This window comes from Pseudonocardia sp., assembly GCF_035305885.1.
Taxonomy (GTDB): Bacteria; Actinomycetota; Actinomycetes; order Mycobacteriales; family Pseudonocardiaceae; genus Pseudonocardia.
In genome coordinates, this window is the sequence record NZ_DATGOP010000095.1 from 1 (window position 1) to 20713 (window position 20713).

At 73.4% G+C, this 20713-nt stretch carries 21 protein-coding genes and 1 pseudogene; 3 read left to right on the plus strand and 19 right to left on the minus strand.

The genetic code is table 11. From position 1 onward, the window contains the following. From VKZ81_RS20310 to VKZ81_RS20395, 19 genes and pseudogenes are all read right to left on the minus strand, one after another. On the minus strand, positions 1-324 hold a 324-nt coding region (locus VKZ81_RS20310; protein WP_414709426.1), incomplete at its 3' end, for a sodium:solute symporter family transporter. Next, positions 321-608 (minus strand): DUF485 domain-containing protein, encoded by a 288-nt coding sequence (locus VKZ81_RS20315; RefSeq protein ID WP_324243217.1) that lies wholly within the window; start codon positions 606-608, stop codon positions 321-323. The genes VKZ81_RS20315 and VKZ81_RS20310, both read right to left, overlap by 4 nt. A 323-nt stretch (positions 609-931) precedes the next feature. Further along, positions 932-2680, minus strand: a complete 1749-nt coding sequence (locus tag VKZ81_RS20320) for a sodium/solute symporter (protein WP_324243200.1) — start codon at positions 2678-2680, stop codon at positions 932-934. Between the two features lie 53 nt (positions 2681-2733). Further along, positions 2734-4470 carry a sodium/solute symporter gene (locus VKZ81_RS20325; RefSeq protein WP_324243201.1) on the minus strand — a complete coding sequence of 579 codons (1737 nt, stop codon included), beginning with the start codon at positions 4468-4470 and terminating at the stop codon, positions 2734-2736. A gap of 9 nt (positions 4471-4479) precedes the next feature. Further along, positions 4480-5940, minus strand: a complete 1461-nt coding sequence (locus tag VKZ81_RS20330) for a hypothetical protein (RefSeq protein ID WP_324243202.1) — start codon at positions 5938-5940, stop codon at positions 4480-4482. Then, positions 5937-6809, minus strand: coding sequence for a LytR/AlgR family response regulator transcription factor (locus VKZ81_RS20335; RefSeq protein WP_324243203.1), 873 nt, complete (start codon positions 6807-6809; stop codon positions 5937-5939). Before VKZ81_RS20335 ends, VKZ81_RS20330 begins: the two co-directional genes overlap by 4 nt. Before the next feature lie 129 nt (positions 6810-6938). Further along, complete coding sequence (locus VKZ81_RS20340; RefSeq protein WP_324243218.1) at positions 6939-7811, minus strand: S49 family peptidase; 873 nt, start codon at positions 7809-7811, stop codon at positions 6939-6941. A gap of 106 nt (positions 7812-7917) precedes the next feature. Continuing rightward, positions 7918-9123: a sensor histidine kinase gene (locus VKZ81_RS20345; protein ID WP_324243204.1), complete on the minus strand. Its 1206-nt coding sequence runs from the start codon at positions 9121-9123 to the stop codon at positions 7918-7920. A gap of 11 nt (positions 9124-9134) precedes the next feature. Continuing rightward, complete coding sequence (locus VKZ81_RS20350) at positions 9135-10010, minus strand: Fpg/Nei family DNA glycosylase (protein ID WP_324243205.1); 876 nt, start codon at positions 10008-10010, stop codon at positions 9135-9137. Next, positions 10010-10450 (minus strand): hypothetical protein, encoded by a 441-nt coding sequence (locus VKZ81_RS20355; protein WP_324243206.1) that lies wholly within the window; start codon positions 10448-10450, stop codon positions 10010-10012. Before VKZ81_RS20355 ends, VKZ81_RS20350 begins: the two co-directional genes overlap by 1 nt. Before the next feature lie 63 nt (positions 10451-10513). After that, entirely contained in the window at positions 10514-11758 is a 1245-nt protein-coding gene (locus VKZ81_RS20360; RefSeq protein WP_324243207.1) for a cytochrome P450, read from the minus strand. 22 nt (positions 11759-11780) lie between these two features. Beyond that, positions 11781-12305 carry a methylated-DNA--[protein]-cysteine S-methyltransferase gene (locus tag VKZ81_RS20365; RefSeq protein ID WP_324243208.1) on the minus strand — a complete coding sequence of 175 codons (525 nt, stop codon included), beginning with the start codon at positions 12303-12305 and terminating at the stop codon, positions 11781-11783. Between the two features lie 36 nt (positions 12306-12341). After that, complete coding sequence (locus VKZ81_RS20370; protein ID WP_324243209.1) at positions 12342-12908, minus strand: TetR/AcrR family transcriptional regulator; 567 nt, start codon at positions 12906-12908, stop codon at positions 12342-12344. Between the two features lie 159 nt (positions 12909-13067). Beyond that, positions 13068-13235 (minus strand): annotated as a pseudogene (locus VKZ81_RS35175) (VOC family protein); the annotation flags it as partial. Positions 13236-13357: 122 nt separating this feature from the next. Continuing rightward, entirely contained in the window at positions 13358-13552 is a 195-nt protein-coding gene (locus tag VKZ81_RS20375) for a hypothetical protein (RefSeq protein WP_324243210.1), read from the minus strand. Positions 13553-14518: 966 nt separating this feature from the next. Beyond that, positions 14519-15559: an ABC transporter substrate-binding protein gene (locus VKZ81_RS20380; protein ID WP_324243211.1), complete on the minus strand. Its 1041-nt coding sequence runs from the start codon at positions 15557-15559 to the stop codon at positions 14519-14521. Between the two features lie 9 nt (positions 15560-15568). Next, entirely contained in the window at positions 15569-16405 is an 837-nt protein-coding gene (locus tag VKZ81_RS20385; RefSeq protein WP_324243212.1) for an ABC transporter permease, read from the minus strand. Next, positions 16402-17163 carry an ABC transporter ATP-binding protein gene (locus VKZ81_RS20390; protein WP_324243213.1) on the minus strand — a complete coding sequence of 254 codons (762 nt, stop codon included), beginning with the start codon at positions 17161-17163 and terminating at the stop codon, positions 16402-16404. The genes VKZ81_RS20385 and VKZ81_RS20390 overlap by 4 nt, the downstream gene beginning before the upstream one ends. A 247-nt stretch (positions 17164-17410) precedes the next feature. Then, positions 17411-19114, minus strand: coding sequence for a TM0106 family RecB-like putative nuclease (locus VKZ81_RS20395; protein ID WP_414709428.1), 1704 nt, complete (start codon positions 19112-19114; stop codon positions 17411-17413). A gap of 20 nt (positions 19115-19134) precedes the next feature. Here VKZ81_RS20395 and VKZ81_RS20400 point away from each other — a divergent pair, with 20 nt between their 5' ends. The 3 genes from VKZ81_RS20400 to VKZ81_RS20410 all read left to right on the plus strand — a co-directional run. Next, positions 19135-19767, plus strand: coding sequence for a DUF6474 family protein (locus VKZ81_RS20400; RefSeq protein WP_324243214.1), 633 nt, complete (start codon positions 19135-19137; stop codon positions 19765-19767). A 141-nt stretch (positions 19768-19908) separates the two neighbouring features. Beyond that, on the plus strand, positions 19909-20415 hold the full coding sequence (locus tag VKZ81_RS20405; RefSeq protein ID WP_324243215.1) for a hypothetical protein: 507 nt from the start codon (positions 19909-19911) through the stop codon (positions 20413-20415). A gap of 40 nt (positions 20416-20455) precedes the next feature. Beyond that, positions 20456-20713 (plus strand): DUF1775 domain-containing protein (locus tag VKZ81_RS20410; RefSeq protein ID WP_324243216.1); only part of this gene is annotated, 258 nt, incomplete at its 3' end.

The following is a 20713-nucleotide window of genomic DNA, read 5'->3' on the forward strand; positions in this document are numbered from 1 at the left end:
CAGCTCCGCCACGAGCAGCAGCGCGACCAGCCACGCCACCAGGAACCCGATCGAGTACAGGAACCCGTCGTAGCCGTTCACCGCGATCGCACCGGCGATGCCGAGGAACGACGCCGCCGACAGGTAGTCACCCGCGATCGCCACGCCGTTCTGCGGCCCGGTGAAAGACCGGCCCGCCGCGTAATAGTCCGCGGCCGTCCGGTTGCTGCGGCTGGCGCGGAACACCACGACCAGCGTCACCACGACGAATGCGGCGAAGATGCTGATGTTCAGCAGGGGGCTGCCGACACCCTGAGGCGTCGCTGCCTGGGCGAGGAAGCTCATGCGGCACCTTCGATCTGCTCGCGGATCTTCTCAGCGGCCGGGTCGAGATGCCGGTTCGCGTAACGCACGTAGACCGTGGTGATCACGAACGTGGTGACGAACTGCAGCAGGCCGATGACGAGGCCGACGTTGATGTTCCCGACCACCGGAATGGCCATGAACCCGGGCGCGAACGACGCCAGGAGCACGTAGAGCAGGTACCAGATGAGGAACGCCGCGCTCATCGGGAAGACGAACCGCCTGAGTTTCCGGCGAAGGTCGGCGAATTCTGGAGTGGCTTGCATCTGTTCGTAGATGGTGCCTGTAGATCGTTCGCCTGTGGCACTCACGGGCGTCTCCGTTCTCTTCCGTCCGCGCACTGCATCGTCGCCGCGCCTTCCGGGGGCACAACGGGGCGAACGATAGTTGAGCCGCACTCCCGCGTCGGAATACTCCAGGTGGGTGATGGCGAGCGTCGCGCAACTGTCGCGCCGAGCTCACGATCGATGGCGGCAGCACCGGGACGAGTGGTCGACGAACGGCGGACGAACGGTCCCGACCGGACGTACCGGAACGAAGGTGACCCGCGTTTCACCCACGTCGGTTACCCACTCCGGGGGGAGAACTCTCACCACGTGGGATGGTGGCTGTCCGCGAGGCGGTCGCGGGACAGGCCGAGCCGCTCCGGCGCGTGCATCCGCAGGAGCACCTGGTCGGCGTCCACCGGGCGCCGCCGCGCCGTCAGCCTGCTCACCACGATCATCGTCAGGAACGCGGCCGGCACGGTGACGATCGCGGGCCGGTAGAGCAGGACGCCCAGCCAGCCGGACTCGACGACCCCGGCGAGGCCCAGCGAGACCGCCCCCGCCGACGTGATCCCGCCGACCAGGACGCCGGCCATGCCGCCCGCCGCGGTGAGCCCGCGCCACCAGATGCCCAGCAGGAGCAGCGGGCAGAACGTCGATGCGGCGACCGCGAACACCAGCGCCACCGCCTCGCCGAAGTCCAGTCGCGTGACGCCCAGCGCCAGCGCGAGCGGCACCCCACCGGCGATGACGGCCGCCAGCCGGAAGTCCCGGATCCGGCTGCTGCCGATGAGGTCGGTGGACAGCACGCCCGCCACGCTCACGATGAGCCCGGACGCCGTGGACAGGAACGCCGCCCACGCCCCCGCGGCGACCAGCGCGCCCAGCAGCGCACCGGCGAGCCCGCTGCCCAGCACGGCGGTCGGCAGCAGCAGGACGGCTGCGTCGGTGTCGCCGTTCACCAGCAGCTGCGGCGTGTAGAGCCGCGACAGCACGCCGAGCAGCGTGACCGCGAGGTAGAAGCAGCCGAGCAGGGCGAGGACGAACACCGCGGTGCGCCGCGCCGCCGCCCCGTCCGGGTTGGTGTAGAAGCGCACCAGCACGTGCGGCAGCCCCATCGTGCCCAGGAACAACGCGATGATCAGCGAGTAGGTGCCGAGCAGGCCGTGCTCGCGACCGCCGGAGAAGGGGGCGAGCCACGCCGAGTCGTTCACGGGTGCCCCCACCACCACGGGCACCGCCGCCCCGGCCGGGAACTCGAGCTCGGCGCCCGCCTCGACCGTGTGCCGCCCGGCCTCCCAGCGGACCGGTCCGTCGACCACCGCCCGGCCGTCGACCACGCCGGTGGCGGTGAACTGGATGGGCTCGACGACCTGCAGCTCCACGTCGGTGCGGACGTCGACGGTGGCGCGGTCGGGGAAGTGCGGCGGCGCGGGCCGGTCGAAGGTCCGGTCGTCGCTCATGAAGAAGATCGAGGCGACGATCGCGGGCAGCGCCAGCGCGGTGAGCTTGAGCCAGTACTGGAACGCCTGCACGAACGTGATCGAGCGCATGCCGCCCAGCACCACGGTGGCGACCACGAGGACCGCCGCCACCGCGGCCCCGGTCCAGTCCGGCAGCCCCGTGACCGTGCCGACGGTGAGGCCGGCCCCCTGCAGCTGGGGCAGCAGGTACAGCCAGCCGATGACGACGACGAACACCGCGCAGATCCGGCGCAGCGCCCCGGAGCGCAGGCGGTACTCCGCGAAGTCCGGCACCGTGTACGCGCCCGACCGGCGCAGCGGGGCCGAGACGAACAACACCAGCGCGAGGTAGCCCGCGGTGTAGCCCACCGGGTACCAGAGCGCGTCGACGCCGTCGCGGAGGATGAGACCGGCGATGCCGAGGAACGACGCGGCCGACAGGTACTCGCCGGAGATCGCGCCGGCGTTGGCCATCGGGCCGACCGTGCGCGAGGCGACGAAGAAGTCGGAGGTGCTGCGCGCCACGCGCACGCCGATCGACCCGATCACGGCCGACGCCACCGCGACGAGGCCGATGGCCACGAGCGCGATGATGCCGGTTGTCGTCACGGCAACACTATGTCAACGGCACGCCGCCGTGACCACTACACGTATGTTGGGCGTCACACCGAGCCAGGCCGGTCGAACCGGTCGCGGGAGAGTCCGAGCTGCTCGGGGGCGTGCAGGATGATCAGGGACCGGTCGACGTCACGCGGGATCGAGGCCCGGGTGCTCAGGCTGACCACGATCATCGTGAGGAACGCGAGCGGAACGGTGACGATGGCGGGCCGGTAGAGCAGCACCCCGATCCAGCCCTGCGGCACCACCGCGAACAGCGACAGCGTGACGGCAACCGCGGACAGGCCCCCGCCGACGAGCACCCCCGAGATCGCCCCTGCCGGGGTGAGGCCCCGCCACCAGATGCCGAGGACGAGCAGCGGGCAGAAGGTCGCGGCGGCCACCGCGAACACGAGCGGCACGGTCAGCGCGAAATCCAGCCGCGTCACGGAGAGGGCGAGCCCGAGCGGCACGATGATCGACAGCACGGCGGCGAGCCGGAAGTCCCTCCACCGCCCCTTCATCACGTCGGTGAACAGGACGCCGGCGAGGCTCACGACCAGCCCGCTCGACGTGGACAGGAACGCGGCGGCCGCGCCGGCCGCCACCAGCCCGCCGAGCAGCCATCCCGCCCAGTTCTGCCCGAGCACCGCCGTGGGCACCAGCAGCACGGCCGCGTCGGTCTCGCCGCTCACCAGCAGCTGGGGCGTGTAGAGGCGGGTCAACGCGCCGAGCAGCGTGACCAGGATGTAGAAACCGCCGATCATCGCGAGCACGATCACCGTGGTGCGGCGGGCGGCGCGCCCGTCGGGGTTGGTGTAGAAGCGCACCAGCACGTGCGGCAGGCCCATCGTGCCGAGGAACCCGGCCACGAGCACCGAGTAGATCGACAGCAGCTGGTCGGCGGCCCCGCCCGTCATCGTCTCGAGCCACTGGCGGTCGGTCGTCGGCGATCCGTCCACCGTCGGCACGGCGGCCCCGGCCGCGAACCGCAGGTCGGTGCCCTCCTCGACCTCGTAGCGCCCGGGCAACCAGGTGACGTCGCCCCGCTCCTGCCTGCCGTTCACGGTGCCGTCGACCCGCACCCGCACCGGCTCGGTCACCGCGAGCAGGACGTCGGCCCGGACGTCCACGGTGGTGTCGTGGGTGAACCGCGGCGACGTGGGCCGGTCGAAGCTGCGGGCGTCGCCGAGGAACAGCCAGCCGACGACGAGGGCGGGGACGAGCAGCGCCGTGAGCTTGAGCCAGTACTGGAAGGCCTGCACGAAGGTGATCGAGCGCATGCCGCCGCCCACGACCGTGAGCAGGACGACGAGGCCGGCCCCGGCGACCCCGGTCCAGGCGGGCAGGCCGGTGAGGGTGGTGAGCGCGAGCCCGGCACCCTGCAGCTGCGGCAGCAGGTACAGCCAGCCGATCACCAGCACGACCGCCGTGCACAGCCGGCGCAGCGCGGTGGAGGCGAGCCGCAACTCGGCGAAGTCGGGCACGGTGTGCGCGCCGCTGCGCCGCAGCGGCGCCGCCACGAACAGCAGCAGGGCGAGGTAGCCCGCGACGAAGGCGACGGGGTACCAGAGCGCGTCGGCGCCCTCGCGCAGGATCAGGCCCGCGATGCCGAGGAACGACGCCGCCGACAGGTACTCCCCCGAGATGGCACCCGCGTTGGCCACCGGCCCGACCGTGCGCGAGGCGACGAGGAAGTCCGACGTGCTGCGGGCCATGCGGACGCCGTAGGACCCGATCAGCGCCGAGGCGAGTCCGACCAACCCGATCGCGCTGAGCGCGACCAGCGCCGGGGTGTTCACGAGCTGATCTTAGTCTTGGACCGTCTCGGCGAAGTTCTGCTCGAGGTGCTCCGCCGTGCGGGTGTGCCACCACCCCAGCCCGAACAGGAACGGGTAGACGAGCACGCCGAGCAGGAGCCACGGCAGCCGGATCCCGAGGACCTCGACGCGGCCGAGCTCCGGGACCATCGCGAAGAGCAGCGGCAGCAGCCCGAGCGTGAGGCCTGCACCGATCGCGAACCGCAGCGCGATGGCCAGCTGCGACCCGATGAGGTTGGTGCGGAGCAGCTCGCCGACCCCGGAGCTCTCCTGGATGGTGATCACGGTGCGGACCGGGCGGGCCACGCTCTTGCGCTCGGCGAGCACCACCCGCACCCGCTTGCTCTGGCGCTGCTCGCCGGACTGGTCGGACGGCGAGGAGGCGGCCTGCCCCGCACCGGGCTGTCCGGCCGCGGATTGGCCGGCCGGGGGCTGCCCGGCGCTCGGCGGGGCGGTACCGAGCTGCCCGGGACCGCGCTGCTCGGGCACGGTGATCCCCGGAGCGGGATCGGCGGGCGGGTCCGCGGGGACGGGCTCGACCGGCGCGGTGAGCTCGGCCGCGACGGGGTCGGGGACCTCGGGCTGGGGGGCGGCCGGCTCCGGCGCGCGCTGCTGGGCGGGGTCGGCGCCGGGCGCGGGCCCCGTCGGCACGGCGGGCGGCGGCGAGGGCAGGGGCCCGGTCGGCGCGGCGCTCACCGCGGCGTCGTTCACCGCGGCGTCGTTCACCGCGGCGTCGGTGCCGGCGGGGTCGCCGACCGCGGTGTCGTTCGCGACCGGCTGGGCAGCAGCGGCGGGCGGGGTGGCCTCGACGGGCTGGGTCTCCACGGGCGCCGTCTCGGCGGGGGTGGCCGCCACCGGAGTGGTCGCCGCCGGATCGGGCGGAGCGTCGGGGGCGACCGGGTCGGGACGCGGCGGTGCGGCGTCCCCGGCGGGCACCGGGGTGGCGCCCGCGCTCGCGGCCTTCTGCGCCCGCCCGCGCGCGGCCCCCCGCATCGCGGCGGCCGCCGCGGCACCGGGGCGGAGGGAGCCCGCCGGCCGGTCCGCCGATGCCGGTTCCGCCGCGGGGGGCGCGCCCTCGGCGGGCCGGGTGGGCGGCCCGGACCACACGGGCTGGGCGCTCGCGGACTCGGTGCGCTCGCGCCGCAGGAGCTCGCTCGCCTGCGACATCTGCCCACCCACCGGTCCCGGGCGGGGCGCACCGGGGCCGGGGGTGGCCACGGAGTGGCGGGCGACGTACTCGGCCGAGCTGGTGGAGGTGGGTTCGCCGCGGCGCGCGTGCCGCCCGCCGCCACCGGCGGCCGCCTTCTCGGCGATGCGGCGCTGGATCTCCTCGTGCAACCACGCGGATCCGCCGTCGGGATCCGGGTCAGGGGCATCGGCGCGGTGCGGGACCGAGCCGTCGTCCGGCTCGGGGGTCACCGACGGCGGCGCGCCGTCGGTGAAGGTGGTCACCGCTGGCTCCACGCCTGCTTCGTCGCGCGGACGAGCCGGTCCTTCAGCTCGCGGGTGTGGCGGCGGCTCACCGGGAGCTCGGCGCAGTCGGGGCCGCTGCCGACCCGGACGACGTAGCCGGAGCCGGACAACCGCAACTCGGTGACCAGCGGCAGCGCCACCAGGAAGGAGCGGTGGATGCGCACGAACCCGGCCTCCCGCCAGCGGTCCTCGAGCACCGAGAGCGGGATGCGCACGAGGTGGCTGCCCTCGTTGGTGTGCAGGCGGGCGTAGTCGCCCTGCGCCTCCACGTACCGGACGGCCGAGCGCGGGACGAGCTTCGTGGTGCCGGCGAGCTCGACCGGGATGACCTCGTCCTCGGTGCTCTGCTCCGGCTGCGGCTCGGCGACGGTGGCGGCGCGGTTGGCGAGGATGCGGTCGATCGAGGCGGCCAGCCGCTCCGAGCGGATCGGCTTGAGCAGGTAGTCGACCGCACCGACCTCGTAGGCGTCGACGGCGCGGTCGTCGTGGGCCGTGACGAACACGACCGACGGCGGCTGGGCCATGGACGAGAACACGCGGGCCAACTCCAGGCCGTCGAGGCCCGGCATGCGGATGTCGAGGAACACGATCTCGACGTGCGTGCGGTCCGCGACCCTGGTACCGCTCACCGGGTCGGCGAGCCCGCGGTGCGCCGGACCGGCCGCCGCCGCCTCGCGGACACCCTGCCGGCTGTTCAGGATGCGGAGGGCGTCGGTGGCGTCCGATGCCTTGAGCACCGTTCCGACGCGCGGGTCCTCGCTCAGCAGGTAGGCCAGTTCCTCGAGAGCGGGCAGCTCGTCGTCCACCGCGAGGACGACCAGGCCGCCGGAGCTGTCGTTGCTGTCCACGATCTCCTCATCCTGCGTGTCCGGGGGCCGGGGCCGGGACGCCTGCCCCAACTCCGTCGACCATGGTGACGGCGAATCCGTGTGAGTGCCAGAGCCCAGCACCAATCGGGTTCGTCCGGTCACGCCGCGCTACAAACCGTACCGCGCCCATGCGGCCCGTATTTCGGCCGCCTGGGCGAGCCCCAGGAGGGCGTCCGTGCCGATCATGCTGGTAGCGGCGGCGGGAGCGGCCAACCCGAGCCGCGCGAGGAGCGGTTTGCGCCCCTCCACCGGAACGAGGTCGGCGTCGGGGAAACGCTCCCCGAGCACCCCGCGCGGGGTGCCGATGCCGTCCACCAGCCCGAGCTCCACGGCCTTGGCCCCGGTCCAGACCTCGCCCGTGAAGAGCTCGCCGTTGTCGCGGAGGCGATCACCGCGGCGGGCGCGGACCCAGTCCTGGAACATGGTGTGCAGCTCGTCCTGCAGGCCGCGCAGCCACTCGACGTCCTCCTGCTTCTCCGGCAGGAACGGGTCGAGCCGCGACTTCGCCTCGCCCGCCGTGTAGAGCCTGCGCTGCACGCCGATCCGATCGATCAGGCCGTGCAGCCCGAAGCCGTGGCTGATCACCCCGATCGAGCCGACGATCGACGTGGAGTGCGCGTAGATCTCGTCGGCGGCGCAGGCGAGCCAGTAGCCGCCGGAGGCGGCGACGTCCTCGCAGAACGCGAGCACCGGAACGCCCTTCTCGGCGGCGAGACCGCGGATGCGGTCGGCCACCAGCGCCGACTGGGTCGGCGCCCCTCCCGGCGAGTTGACCAGCAGCGCGACCGCCGCCAGCCGGTCCGGGGCGAACGCCCGCTCGATCGGCTTCTCCATGGCCTGCGCGTTGATCACCGACCGGGGTACGGGCCCGGTGGTCGCCGTGATCACGCCGTGCAGCCGCAACATCGTCACGACCGGCCGGTCGCTGCGGTCGCCGAGGCGGCCGGGGAGGCGGGAGGCCAGCCGGTCGGGGAGGCGGATCACGTCCATACGGCCACGTTACGCGGCTGTGCGCCGCTCGCAAGATCGTGAAGCCGCAGAACCGCGAGCCGCGGGTCGGGTGCGCGCGAGTCGCCGCCGAGTGCGGTCAGACGCGGATGCCCGCGCGGAACTTCGGCACCCGCAGCGTGATCTTCATGCCCTCCCCGGGCGCGGTGTCCACGACCAGGCCGAAGTCGGCGCCGAACGTGGAGCGCATGCGGTCGTCGACGTTGCCGAGCCCGACGTGCGCCCCGGACTGGTGGGCGTCCTCGAGGTCCTCGTGCAACCGCGCGGGGTCCATGCCGATGCCGTCGTCCTCGACGATGATCACGCACTCCGCTCCCGCGTTCTCCGCGGTGATCGTGATCGTGCCGCCGTTGGGCTTGCCGCCCAGCCCGTGCCGCACTGCGTTCTCCACCAGCGGCTGCAGCGACAGGAACGGCAGCACGACCGACAGCACCTCGGGCGCGATCTGCAGCTTGATGTTGAGCCGGTTGCCGAAGCGGGCCTTCTCCAGCCGCACGTAGCGCTCGATGTTGGTGAGCTCGTCCTGCAGCGTCGTGAACTCGCCCGCGCTGCGGAACGAGTAGCGGGTGAAGTCGGCGAACTCCAGCAGCAGCTCGCGGGCGCGCACCGGATCGGTGCGGATGAACGACGCGATCGTGGTCAGCGCGTTGTAGACGAAGTGCGGCGAGATCTGGGCCCGCAGCGCCCTGACCTCGGCGCGGTTGAGCCGGGCCCGCGACTCGTCGAGCTCGGCGAGCTCCAGCTGGCTGGACACGTAGCGGGCGACCTCGGCCGACGCGCGCAGCAGCACCGGGCCCGCCGTCGACGTGGTGAGCGCGGCGAGGGTGCCGACGATGGAGCCGTCGGTCTCCAGCGGCACCACCACGATGCCCCTGACCGCGCAGTTGGGGTGCTCGCACGACAGCGCGGTGTGCGACAGCACCTGCTGGCGACCGGTGGAGATCACCTGGTCGGCCAGCGAGCGGACGTCCGGTTCGTGCTGGTCGGCGTCACCGTCCCAGGCGAGCGTGGTGCCGCGGTTGTCGGTCATGGCGAGCGCGCACGTGTCGAGCAGCTGCCGCAGGTACGGCAGCGCCATCGCGGCCGAGTTCGGCGAGAGGCCCTCGCGCAGCGCGGGGGCCGCCAGCGCGACCGTGTGCAGCGTCGCGAACGTCGCCCGCTCCAGCGGTGTGGCGAAGGTGTTGCGCCGGTTCTTGAGGATCAGCCACACCAGCAGGATGACCATGACGATGATGACGCCACCGGCGACGAGCAGCGCCGTGGAGCTGCCCAGCAGCTCAGCCACGTTCCACCTTCCTACCTCACCAGGCGCGAGAGCCGCCGGTCGGCAAGGGGCTTACCGCCGGTCTGGCAGGCGGGACAGTACTGGAAGGACTTGCTCGCGAAGGAGACCTCCCGCACGGTGTCGCCGCAGACGGGACAGGGCAGGCCGGTCCGGCCGTGCACCCGCAGCCCGGAGCGCTTCTCCCCCTTGAGCTGCGCCGCGCCCTGCCCGACCGAGCGCTCGACGGCGTCGGTGAGCACGGAGCGCATGGCGGTGTAGAGCTCGTCGACCCGGTCGGCCGGCAGCCTGCCCGCCGTCGCGTAGGGCGACAGGCGCGCGGTGTGCAGGATCTCGTCGCTGTAGGCGTTGCCGATCCCGGCGATCACCTGCTGCTCGGTGATCAGGGTCTTGATCCGTTCGGTGCGCCCGTCGAGCAGGGCCGCGAACTCGTCCCTCGTGAGGGCGAGCGCGTCGGGTCCGAGCCGGGCGATCCCCGGCACCTGCTGCGGGTCGGGCACGAGGTAGACGGCGAGGCGCTTCTGGGTGCCCTGCTCGGTGAGGTCGAACCCCGGCCCGCCGACGGAGTCGAGGTGCACCCGCAGCGCGAGCGGCCCCCGCCCCGGCTTCGGCGGCGCGGCGCCCGCGGAGTCGTGCCAGCGCAGCCACCCCGCGCGGGACAGGTGCGTGATCAGGTGCAGCGGCTCGTCGGGCCGGTCGGCGAACTCGACGGACAGGAACTTCCCGTAGCGGGACGCGCCCGTGACCACCCGGCCCGCCAGCGCCTGCAGCGGCGGGTCGTAGGTCTTGACCGCGCTCATGCTCGCCACGTCGACGCGCGCGACCGGGCGGTAGATCGCGTGCTCCCGCAGGTGGTGGGCCAGCGCCTCGACTTCGGGGAGCTCGGGCATCAGTTCACCGGTTGCAGGGGGCTGTCGGCGTAGCCCGGCGTGCCGTGGGTGCGGATCCGCCGGATGACGATGCGGACCTCCTCCCTCGCCTTCGAGCCGCCCCGCACGAGGCCGGTCCAGCGCTCCGCGGGCAGGTCGTAGCCGCCCGCGGTCTCGGCGACGATCGTGTACGGCCGGCGCAGCAGCCAGCGGATCGGGAAGAACAGCACGACGGCGATGCCGACGGCGTACAGGAACCACGGGATGTGCACGCCCTCGGGCCGCCACACGATGATGATCAGCCAGAACACGAACAGCGCCGACAGGATGAGCACCGCCGCCCCGCGCCCACCGTCGACGTCGTGTTCGAAGTCGTCGCCGGTGGCCGGCAGCGACCACTCGATCTTGCGGCGCACCGTCCACATGCGTCCGTCGACACCGGCGACCGTTCTCGTTGCCATCTTCTCCGCCGTGGTGAGTCCTCTGTTGGTTCAACTTTCCCACAGAGTCGGCCGTTCGCGCCGCTACCAGCGCAGCGGGAGATGTGTGATGCCGTTGATGAAGTTCGAGACCAGCCTACGCGGCTCCCCGTCCAGCTCGACCTGCGGCAACCGGAGGAACTCGGTGAAGAACTCGCGCATCTGCAGCCGGGCGAACGCCGCGCCGAGGCACAGGTGCGGGCCCTGCCCGAACGACAGGTGGTCGTTGGGCTCGCGGGTCAGGTCGACGCGGTGCGGGTCGGGGAAGTGCCGCTCGTCGAAGTTGGCCGACACGTGGTACACGACGACCTTGTCGCCCCGGGCGATCCGCTTGCCGTGCATCTCGACGTCGCGGGTGGCGGTGCGCCGGAACGTGAGCACCGGCGGGTGCGCGCGCAGCAGCTCCTCGATCGCCGACGGCAGGATCTCGGGGTGCTCGCGCAGCTGCCGGTAGGCGTCGGGATTCTGCACGAGCGTGAGCACGCTGCCGGGCAGCGCGCTGCGCACCGTGTCGTTGCCGGCGATCACCAGCAGGAAGAAGAACATCTTCAGCTCGGCGTCGGTGAGCCGCTGGCCGTCGACCTCGGCCTGGACGAGCGCGGTCATGAGGTCGTCGGCCGGCTCGGCGCGCTTGCGCTCGGCGAGCTCCTCCGCGTAGGCGAACATGTCGGCGAGCTGCGCCGGTGAACGCGGGTTGACCGGGCGCCCCTGCTCGTCGAGCACGACGTGGGCGTGCTCGGGGTCCTGGTAGCCGATGACGCGGTTGGTCCACTCCAGCAGCAGGGCCCGGTCGGCGGCGGGCACGCCGAGCAGGTCGGAGAGGTTCTGCAGCGGGAAGTCGTCGGTGACCTCGCGCGGCAGGTCGCAGCGCCCGCGCCCGGCGACGGCGCCCAGCAGCGCGGCCGCCCGCTCCCGCACGACGCCGGCGAAGGACTCCAGGCGCCTGCGCGTGAACGTGCCGGTGACGATCCGCCGCAGCCGCAGCTGCTCCGGCGGGTCCATGTTGAGGATCATCCGGCGCAGGAACGGCAGGTCGTCCGGGTCCGGGTCACGGATCTGGGTGGCGCCGAGCGCGGAGGAGAAGTCCTGCGGCGTGCGCAGCACGTGCTTGACGTCGTCGTAGCGGGTGATCGCCCAGAATCCGGGCCCCGCAGGCCAGATCCCGACCTCGGGCTCGGGCTGCCAGCTCACCGGGTCGGTGTCGCGCAGCACGCGCAGCGCCTCGTGGGGCACACCGCGCGCGAACGTGCGGGGATCGAAGACGTCGAGTTCGACAACGCTGTCCGTCACACGTCGTACCTACCTCGCCGGGCTACCCGAAGTCGAGTGCGGGCGTGAGGACGCCCTCCAGCGCCAGCAGCCACTCCTTGACGGCGAGGCCGCCGCCGAAGCCGCCGAGCGAGTCGGATCCGAGCACCCGGTGGCAGGGGACGACCACCGGGATCGGGTTCGAGCCCATGATCGAACCGACGCCGCGCGCCGCCGTGTACGCCGTGCCCAGCCCGCTGCGGTCCGCGAGCTCGCCGTAGGTGACGGTGGCGCCGTAGGGCACGGTGTCGCGCAGCGTCTGCAGCACGGTGCGCTGCGACCCCGAGGTGAGCGACCAGTCGAGCGGCACGTCGAACCGCCGCCGCTCGCCCGCCAGGTACTCCGCGAGCTGCTGCGCCGCCGCACCGCCCTCCCCGTCCACGACCGGCACGCCCAGCCGCCGGCCCGCCCGCTCCACCGCCTCGGGGCGACGGCCGAACGCGACGAGCGCGAGCCCCGCGGGCGTGACGCCGAGGGTGAGCGCGCCGATCGGTGCGGGCGCGTCGACGACGGAACGGACGATGGCCATGCCCCCCAGTGTGGCGCGGTCCCCCGACGATCCGCGCTACTCCGGGAAGAGGTCGGCCTCCAGGTGGCGGGTGACCCAGTCCGTCCAGTCCTGGGCGGGCCAGCCGTGCGTGCCGACGAGGAGGCCGTACGTCTCGTGGGACAGCACGGTGGCCACGATCTCCGTGGCGCGCTGCAGCGAGATCCGGGTGGTGAACCCCGGCTTCTCGGCGAGCTCGTCCACCGCCTGCGCGTGCACCGCGAGCTCGGCCTGCCGGGAACGTTCGAGCAGCTCGGCGGGCTCGGGGTCGGCCGCGGCGGCCCGCAGCGCCGCGTCGAGGGGGAACCGCCGCTCGACCTGCTGCGCGGCCTGGTCGACGTAGCGGCGCAGCGCCGCCGGGCCGTCCGGCTCGGCCCGCACGTGCGCGAGCCACTCGTTCGGCTGGTCGTCGGAGACCGAGGCGAGCGCGGCCTCCAGGACGGCCGCCTTGCTGCCGAAGGACAGGTAGAGCGTCTGAACCGCAACACCCGCCGCGCGGGCGATGCCCGCCATCGTCGTCTCCACGTACCCGTCGCGCACGAACAGCGGCATCGCGGCTGCCACGATGCGCTGTCGCGTCGCCATGGCGCGCTCGGCGCGCGCGGCTCGGGTGCGTGTGGACACTGGAACCCCTTGCTGGAACGTCGTTACAGCATGACGCTACATCATCAGGCTCCATAATGATCTTCAACACGCCGGATCAGCCGATGGCCCCTCGGATCTCGTCGAGCCGCCGCGGTTGTGTCAGGGCGCCAGTGGTTGCCGATGGGGTCGCGGAACGCCGGCGTCGACCCCGTGGAACCGCTCCTCCGGCTCCTCGATGAACTCGACGCCGCGCGCCTTCAGCCGCTCGTACGCCGCCCGGCAGTCGTCGGTCTCGAGGGCGCCGATCCCGAGCTGGCCCGCGCGAGGAGGCTGCGCAGCTGCCGGCGATCGGCTCCTCGACCGCCGGTGGCTCCGGCACGACCAGCTTCATCGGCGTCCCGGGCCGGCCCGACGGGTGCACGGTCAGCCATCGGAAGACGTCCACCTCCTCATTCGATGCCGACCTCGGAACCGAGGACGTCGACGGAGAACCGCTCGGCCTCGTCGAGGTCGAGGACGTTCAGGCAGACCAGCGCGAACCCGGTGATCACGGCCGCCGAGCGTCGGGCCGCCCGCTCCCGGGCCGCCGCGGCCGGCGCGTCCGGGTCGACGTCGGGCGCCAGCCCGGGCGGCCCGCGGTGCACCGCGCCGGGATCGCCGCCGCGTCGCCTCGCCGGCGGCTCGCATCCGGCCAGGGCTCGCGCCGCCGGTGAGCACCGACGTCGGGGCGGCGATCGCGGCGAACCGCTCCCGCGGGATGCTCCCGTCCCCCATCACCGCGGCGTCGTACGCCGGCGTCGGCGCGATCGGCTCGCCCCGCGCCCGGTAGGGCGAGCGCCGCATGCCCTCGATCCCCTCGGCCGAGAAGCCCACCACCGTCAGCAACAGCTCGAGCGCATCGCCGCGCCGGTCGTGGTCGAGCACGGTGAGGTGCGCGCCGAGGCCGGCCGCGCTCGCGCGTCAACGGCGCGGTCGCACCAGGCACCCGCCACGAGCACGAGGGCGGCCCCGGCCGATCCGGTCGAAGGCGGTGGTGGTCCCGTCCGCCGAGGTCACGGTCTCCGTGCGGGGGGACGCCAGGGGCGCGGCCCGCGGAGGAGCTTCTCCAGAACCGCTCAACCCGCGGGGCGGGTGTGGCGGCGGACGAGGCACGAGGGGATGGCGGCGAGCCCGTCGCGGCCGGCCCGAACCCGGTGGGCCGCGGGGCTCTCGCCGACGAACCGGCGGAACCGGGCGTGAACGGGCCAGGGCTCGTGAACCCGACGGCGCGGCAGACCTCGGTGACCGGCAGGTCACCCGCGCGCAGCAGCGCCTTCGCCCGCTCCATCCCCTGCGCAGCGGGTACCGGTGGGGCCTCTCGCCGAACGCGGCCTGGAACGAGCGGTTGAAGTGGGATCCGGAAGACGTGGGCGCTCCGGGCGAGCGACGGCACGTCGAGCGGCGCGGCGCGGGCGCGGTCGATCAGGTCGCGCACCCCGGCAGGTGCCGGGACCGCGGGACCACGGCCGGAACGATCCGCGGGCACCACCGCCGGTGGAACGGTCTTCCACATCCCGGCTACAGCGGCCGGGTGTGGTCGCACGTGCTTCCCGGCGGTGGTGCCCGCGCGCTCAGCGCCTGCTGCCCGCGCGCTCGCCCAGCTGCTTGATCGCAGCGGTGGCCGGGCCGGTGTCGAGGAGCCGGTCGAGCGGCGGCGCGCCGTTCTCGAGGATCCCCAGCTGGTCCATCGTGTCGATCGTGTTCTGGATGCGGTCGGGGTCGAGGCCGGTGTTGAGCGGGAAGACCTGCCGGTCGCGCAGGAGGATGTCGTAGGCCTCGGAGATGATCAGGTCGTCGAAGCCGGTGGCGTCGGCCACGATCGGCACCGTCTCGGCCTTGTTGTCGTACATGAACCGGTGCGTCTTGGTGATGGCCGTCATCAGCCGCTCGGCCCGCTCCCGGTTCTCCTCCAGCCACGACCGCTTCACGAAGAACGTGCCGTAGTGGTAGTTCGGGACGATGTCGAACAGGTTCGACAGCACGTGCAGGTTGCCGTAGGCGTGGGCTGCCGCGACCGCCTGCTCGGTCTGCAGGATCGCCGACTGGATGCGGCCGTCGACCAGCGCCGCGAGGTAGGACTGCGCCTCCACCGGCACGTACTGCACGTCGTTCCGCGTGAGGCCGGCCTGCTGGAGCACGAGGCGGGTCATGACCTCGCGGAAGGCGCCGACCTCCTGCACTCCGAGCGGGCGCCCGCGCAGGTCGGCCGGGGTGAGGATCTCCCTCGGGGTGACCGCGGCGACGGCGAGGCGGTCGCTGTAGGCGCCGATGATGACGAGGTCGCTCCCGCCGGCGACGGCGTTGATCACCGGCTCGATGCTGGCGGCGCCGACGTCGAGCTCGCCCTCCTCGACCGCCTGCACGACCGAGACGCCGGAGCGCAGGTTCTCGATGTCGACCGCGACCCCGTAGTCGGCCAGGAAGCCCTTCTGCTGCGCGACGACGATGTCGGCGTTGGCGAAGCTCGTGACGCCCGTCGGCAGGCCGACCCGGAGCACGGAGGAGCGACCGGACGCCGCCTCGGCCTCCTCGTCGAGCGCCCCGCACCCGGCGACCAGCGTGGACACCGCGACGAGGGCAGCGGCGAGCAACTTGCGCGATCGTGAAGACATCAAGACCTCTCAGTCTCTCGCCGACCAACGCACGACGCGGCGCTCGATCACCTCGAGCAGCGCGGTGAGGACCACGCCCAGTACCGCGATCACGAGGATGGGCACGAACGTGCGGTCGGTCCGGAAGCTGTTGGCGTTGGTGACGATCAGGTACCCGAGACCCGCGAATGCCGTGAAGAACTCGGCCACGATCACCCCGATCAGCGCCCGCCCGATCGCGAGCCGCAGGCCCGTGACCACGTAGGGGAGCGCCGACGGGAGGATGAGGTCGAACCACATCCGGCGTTCGCCGGAGCAGAACGAGCGCGCCACCTCGACGAGCTCGCGATCGACCTCCTGCACCCCGCGCATGGTGTTGATCAGCACGGGGAAGAGCACGAACAGGAGCACCACCACCGTCTTGGCGGTGGGCCCGAACCCGAACCACACCACGATCACGGGGATCAGGGCGACGGTCGGGGTGGCGTAGAGGGCGTTGAGCGGCAGTTCGATCAGCGCCGCGATGATCTGGTTGCGGCCGGCCGCGAGGCCGATCACCAGCCCGGCGGTGACGCCGATCAGCGAACCGACGCCCAGCACGACGAGGCTCTCCTGCATCGCCTTCGGCAGCGTGCCGTCGGCGATCATCTCGAAGAACGCGCTGACGATCGCGCTCGGGGACGACAGCAGCACCGGGTTGACCGACCTGCCGTACAGCTCCCACGCCACGACGATCGCGACGAGCGACGTGAGCCGCAGCGTCCACTTCGCGGTCGGCGACAGCGGGCGCTGGACGCCGCGCATCTGCCTGGACCGCGACTGCGCGGCCGGCCTGCCCGTCCCGGGCTCTTCGGTCACGGCGCTCATGCCTTCTCCACGAGCAGGGCGTTCCACAGCTGTTCCCGCAGGTCGGCGTACGACTCGTGGGAGCGCACCGAGCGGGCCGAGCGCGGCCGCGGGATGGACACGGGGACCTCCAGCGCGACCCGGCCCGGCGGGCCCGCGATCACCACGACCCGGTCGGCCATCAGGATCGCCTCGTCGACGTCGTGGGTGATCAGCATCGCCGACATGCTCGGGTTGCGCTCCCACAGCTGCAGCACCTCGTTCTGCAGCACCTCGCGGGTGATCGCGTCGACCGCGCTGAACGGCTCGTCGAGCAACAGCAGCTCGGGTTCCATGGACAGCGCCCGTGCGATGCCCACCCGCTGCTTCATCCCGCCGGAGAGCTGGTGGGGGTAGCGGTTCTGGGCGTGGCTGAGATTCATGATCTTCAGCAGCTCGTCGACGCGCTCGGTGTAGCCGGTGCGGCCCTGCACGCGCAGCCCGTACTCGACGTTCGCCCGCACCGTCTTCCACGGGAAGAGACCGAAGTGCTGGAAGACCATCGAGATCCGGGGCGTCGGGCCCGTGATCTCCTCGCCGTCGAGCAGCACCGTGCCACCCGCGGGCGGCAGCAGGCCGGCCACGGACCGCAGCAGGGTGGTCTTGCCGCCGCCCGACGTGCCGATGATGCACACGAACTCGTGCTCACCGACGGAGAGCTCGATGTCGTCGAGGATGTGGTTGCCCCCGAGCGTCACCGACAGGTGGTCGACGACGACCTTGGCCTTCGTTTCGTTCATCGGCCCCCCGCGGGCGTCCCCAGCTCTGCGCTGAAGGCGAACACTACAACGCGTATAGGAATGGCTTTACATTAGGGCCAAGGTAGGTCCGTTCGGGTGGCACTGTCAACGGTGCTGGTCACCGACCGGAGTCGAGCCCGCGGTGCGCGAAAACGTAACATTTTCCCACAGCGCCGGGAATCACCTTCCACCGGCCCCCACCGAACGGTTTCGTTGATTCCGGGGAAACGAAATCGGGCGAGCCGCGCTACAGGTCGGCCGCCAGCGGGACCTGCTTCACCGCGGGGGAGGTCATCCACTCCCGCAGGGCCTGGGTGGCGTGCACGTCGTCGGCGTTGTAGGCCAGCAACCGCTCCCGCTGCCGCGGGTCGGGCGGCGCCCCGTCCATGCCGACGGCGCCCCGGTACCAGCGCATCGAGTTCTCCCCGCCCGCCTCCGGGTCGCGCCAGGTGAAGCCCGCGGCGGGCGCGATGCGCTTGAGCCCCTTGCCGTGCGCGCACAGGAACCACTCGCTGACCACGGCGAACAGGTCGATCCAGCCGGGGTGGGCGATGAACTCCTCCACCTCGCCCACCGTGGGGATGCCCGGCAGGCCCGCGAACCGGGTGGCCGAGGCGAGCAACCAGCGATTCTCCGCCTGCTCGTTGTAGCAGTAGGCGGCGAAGGTGCGCCCCGTCGCGGCGGCCCGGGCCCGCACCGCGGACAGCCACGTCCAGAACTCGGCGAACGACCGCGCCTCGTCCTGCGTGGGCACCGGCTCCCAGGTGGCGAACGCGCGGTAGCCGTCGGGTTCGTCGCCGGGCAGCCGCCCGCCCGGGTGGCGCAGCAGGGCGCCCCACAGGTACGCGCCCGCCTCGCCGAAGCTCTCCATGTCGACGTCGACCTCGATGTCGGCCCGCGGCACGTCGACCTCCGCCACCCGCCGCACGACCGCGAGCCCGCGCCTGCGCGCCCTCGCGAGCGCGACGAGGTCGGCGAACGGCAGCCCGGGCACGTCCACCGGGGGTGCGGCGGTGGGGTCGAGCGCGGCCAGCGCGCTCACCGTGCCCACGCCGACCTCGCGCAGAACGCCCGCCAGCTCCCCGCGGACCACGAGGCTCACGTCCTCGGCCCGCTCGAGCGCCGCCTCGCAGGTGGGCCACCACGGGCAGCGCCTGCACTCGGTGATGCGGCTCGGCTCGGCGAGCGCGGGCGCCCCGGTGGCGGCCGCGGTGGCCACGGCCATGCGGTCGGCGAACCGGGCGTCGTACTCGGCCAGGGTGGAGCGGCCGCCGGGCCAGTGGCCCGCGCGCAGGTCGTGCCACACGACGACGTCTGCGTCGAGGCCGATGACGCCGCCGTGGTCGCCGTGCTTGAGGTGGGGCGCCGCCGCCCAGCCCGCGGCGTGCAGCATCCGGTTGAGGTGGGCCAGGCGCAGCAGGTCGCGCGGCTGCGAGCGCACCTTGCGCCGCTCGTCGAGGGCGGCGTGCTGCGGCCAGGGGCGGTCGAGCGTCGTGGTGAGAGCCCCGGTGCCCGGGTCGGTGATGCGGTGGTGCACGACGATGACCGGCACGTACCCGCCGCCGAGCACCCGGACCAGCAGCTCGGGGCTCCCCCGCCGGCCCGCCGCGCGGTCGGTGGGCAGCGCCGCCCGCCAGATCAGCCGGGCGCCCGCGGCGACCGCCTTCGCGGTGGCCTCGACCCGCTCGGCCACGGGGAGGTCGGCCGGGATCTCGCACCAGTCGTCGGTGAGGTCGGCGGCCAGCCGGGCGCCGATGCGCTCGCGGTGGGCCGCGGCGTCGGCGCGGCGCTGCTCGAGCGCGGGGTCCGGCATCGCGCGGGGCGACGACGCCGCCTCCGGGTCGTGGTCGAGGTGGATCCGACGGCGACAGCGGGTGGTGGCCGCGCCGTCGAGGACCGGTCGCCCGCTGGTGGGCTCCACCGCGGGGAACCGGTTCTCGATCGCCGTCACGTACGAAAGGGTAGTGACCGGTGCCGACAACCGGCGCAGAATCGGCCGTCGCGCGGGGTACGCCTCACCACATCGGTGCGCGCCGCGCCCCGCCGCGACGGGCGCGCGCCACTAGGCTTCGATCACCACAGGGCACGAGGAGGGGCGAGCGGATGGGGCTGCTGCGACGCCGGTCGGCGCCCGAAGCGGGCGATGCCATCGGGGCTGCCACCCGTACCCGCAAGCCGCTGACCCCGGCGCGGGCGAAGCGCATGATCGGCATCGGCAAGGCGGTCGCGCCGCTGCTCGCGCCGTACGCGCTCGCCGCCGCCACGGTCGCGCGCAGCCGCTGGGACGCCTACCGAGCCGCCCGCCTCGGCGTGGAACCCGGCCAGCTGGCCGCCTACTCGGGGCCGGGCGGCGCGCTGCACGCCCGCATCTCCCGGATGGCGGAGGCGCTCGACAAGATCGAGTCCGGCGACGAGGCGCACGGCACGGACGCGGCGCGGCGCTTCGCCGCCGACACCCGCCCCCGCCTCGCCGACCTCGCCGTCGCCGTGCGCGCCGCCGAGCAGATGCCCGGCCCGCGCCGGCGCACCGCCTACCGCTCCATCGGCGCCGAGCTGGACCGGCTCGAGGTCGCGCTGCTGAACCACCTCGGCGTGCAGGGCTGAGGCGCAACCAGGCGCTTGCCGAGCCCGCCCCGGGCGACGGCACCGACCACGGGTGTGCTCGGGGTGTGTGGAGTCGCGCCGCGTTCACCCGAAAGGGTGCGCCGACTGCCCCGGGTCACGCTGCGGCTACGGTCGTCCCCCGTGATGAGCGGTCCGGGTGGTGGTGTGCTCCGGGGCGCCGTCCTGGCCGGGTTGAGCGCGCTGCTCACGGCCGTCGGGCACGCGGCGGGCGGGGGCGCGCTCCCCGACCTGGCGGTGCTCGTGCCGGTGCTGCCCCTGCTCGCCTGGGCCTCCACCGGGCCGGCGAGCCGCTGCACCGGCCTCGTGTCGACGCTCGCGGTGCTCGCGGGCGGGCAGGTCGCGCTGCACACGGCGCTCGAGCTGCTGCACCCGTCCCACCCGGGCCCGGCGATGGTCGCCATGCACGCCGTCACCACGGTCGTGACGGCGCTCGCGCTGCGCCACGCCGACCGCGGCGCCGCGGCGCTGGCCGCGGCGTTGCGGCGCATCCTGCCGCGCCGGCTCACGCCGCCCCCGGCCGACCGGCCGCTCCCGACGCTCGCGGTCGCGGGGCCCGCCGTGCCCGCGCGGCTGGCCCAGGCCTTCGCACTCGCGCGTTCCCGCCGGGGTCCCCCGGTGCCGTGCTGACACCGTTCCCGCACGTCACCGACCCCTTCGGAGAGCATCCATGCCTTCGTCCCCCCGCCGGTACGCCCTGCGCGCCGGCGCCGCCCTCGTGGCCGCAGCCGCGGTCACCCTCGCCGGCGCGAGCCCCGCGTTCGCGCACGTGACCGCCCAGCCCGCAACCGCCGAGCAGGGCAGCTACGCCGTCATCGCCCTGCGCGTCCCCACCGAGAGCGAGACGGCGGGCACGGTGGCCCTGCAGGTCACGCTGCCCGCCGACCACCCGATCACCTCGGTCCGCACGACCCCGCGCCCCGGCTGG

Coding starts and splice junctions, on each gene's coding strand:
- VKZ81_RS20315 (WP_324243217.1), bottom strand. CDS start 608: ATGCAAGCCACTCCAGAATTCGCCGACCTTCGCCGGAAACTCAGGCGG.
- VKZ81_RS20350 (WP_324243205.1), bottom strand. CDS start 10,010: ATGCCCGAGCTCCCCGAAGTCGAGGCGCTGGCCCACCACCTGCGGGAG.
- VKZ81_RS20355 (WP_324243206.1), bottom strand. CDS start 10,450: ATGGCAACGAGAACGGTCGCCGGTGTCGACGGACGCATGTGGACGGTG.
- VKZ81_RS20365 (WP_324243208.1), bottom strand. CDS start 12,305: ATGGCCATCGTCCGTTCCGTCGTCGACGCGCCCGCACCGATCGGCGCG.
- VKZ81_RS20370 (WP_324243209.1), bottom strand. CDS start 12,908: ATGGCGACGCGACAGCGCATCGTGGCAGCCGCGATGCCGCTGTTCGTG.
- VKZ81_RS20380 (WP_324243211.1), bottom strand. CDS start 15,559: ATGTCTTCACGATCGCGCAAGTTGCTCGCCGCTGCCCTCGTCGCGGTG.
- VKZ81_RS20385 (WP_324243212.1), bottom strand. CDS start 16,405: ATGAGCGCCGTGACCGAAGAGCCCGGGACGGGCAGGCCGGCCGCGCAG.
- VKZ81_RS20390 (WP_324243213.1), bottom strand. CDS start 17,163: ATGAACGAAACGAAGGCCAAGGTCGTCGTCGACCACCTGTCGGTGACG.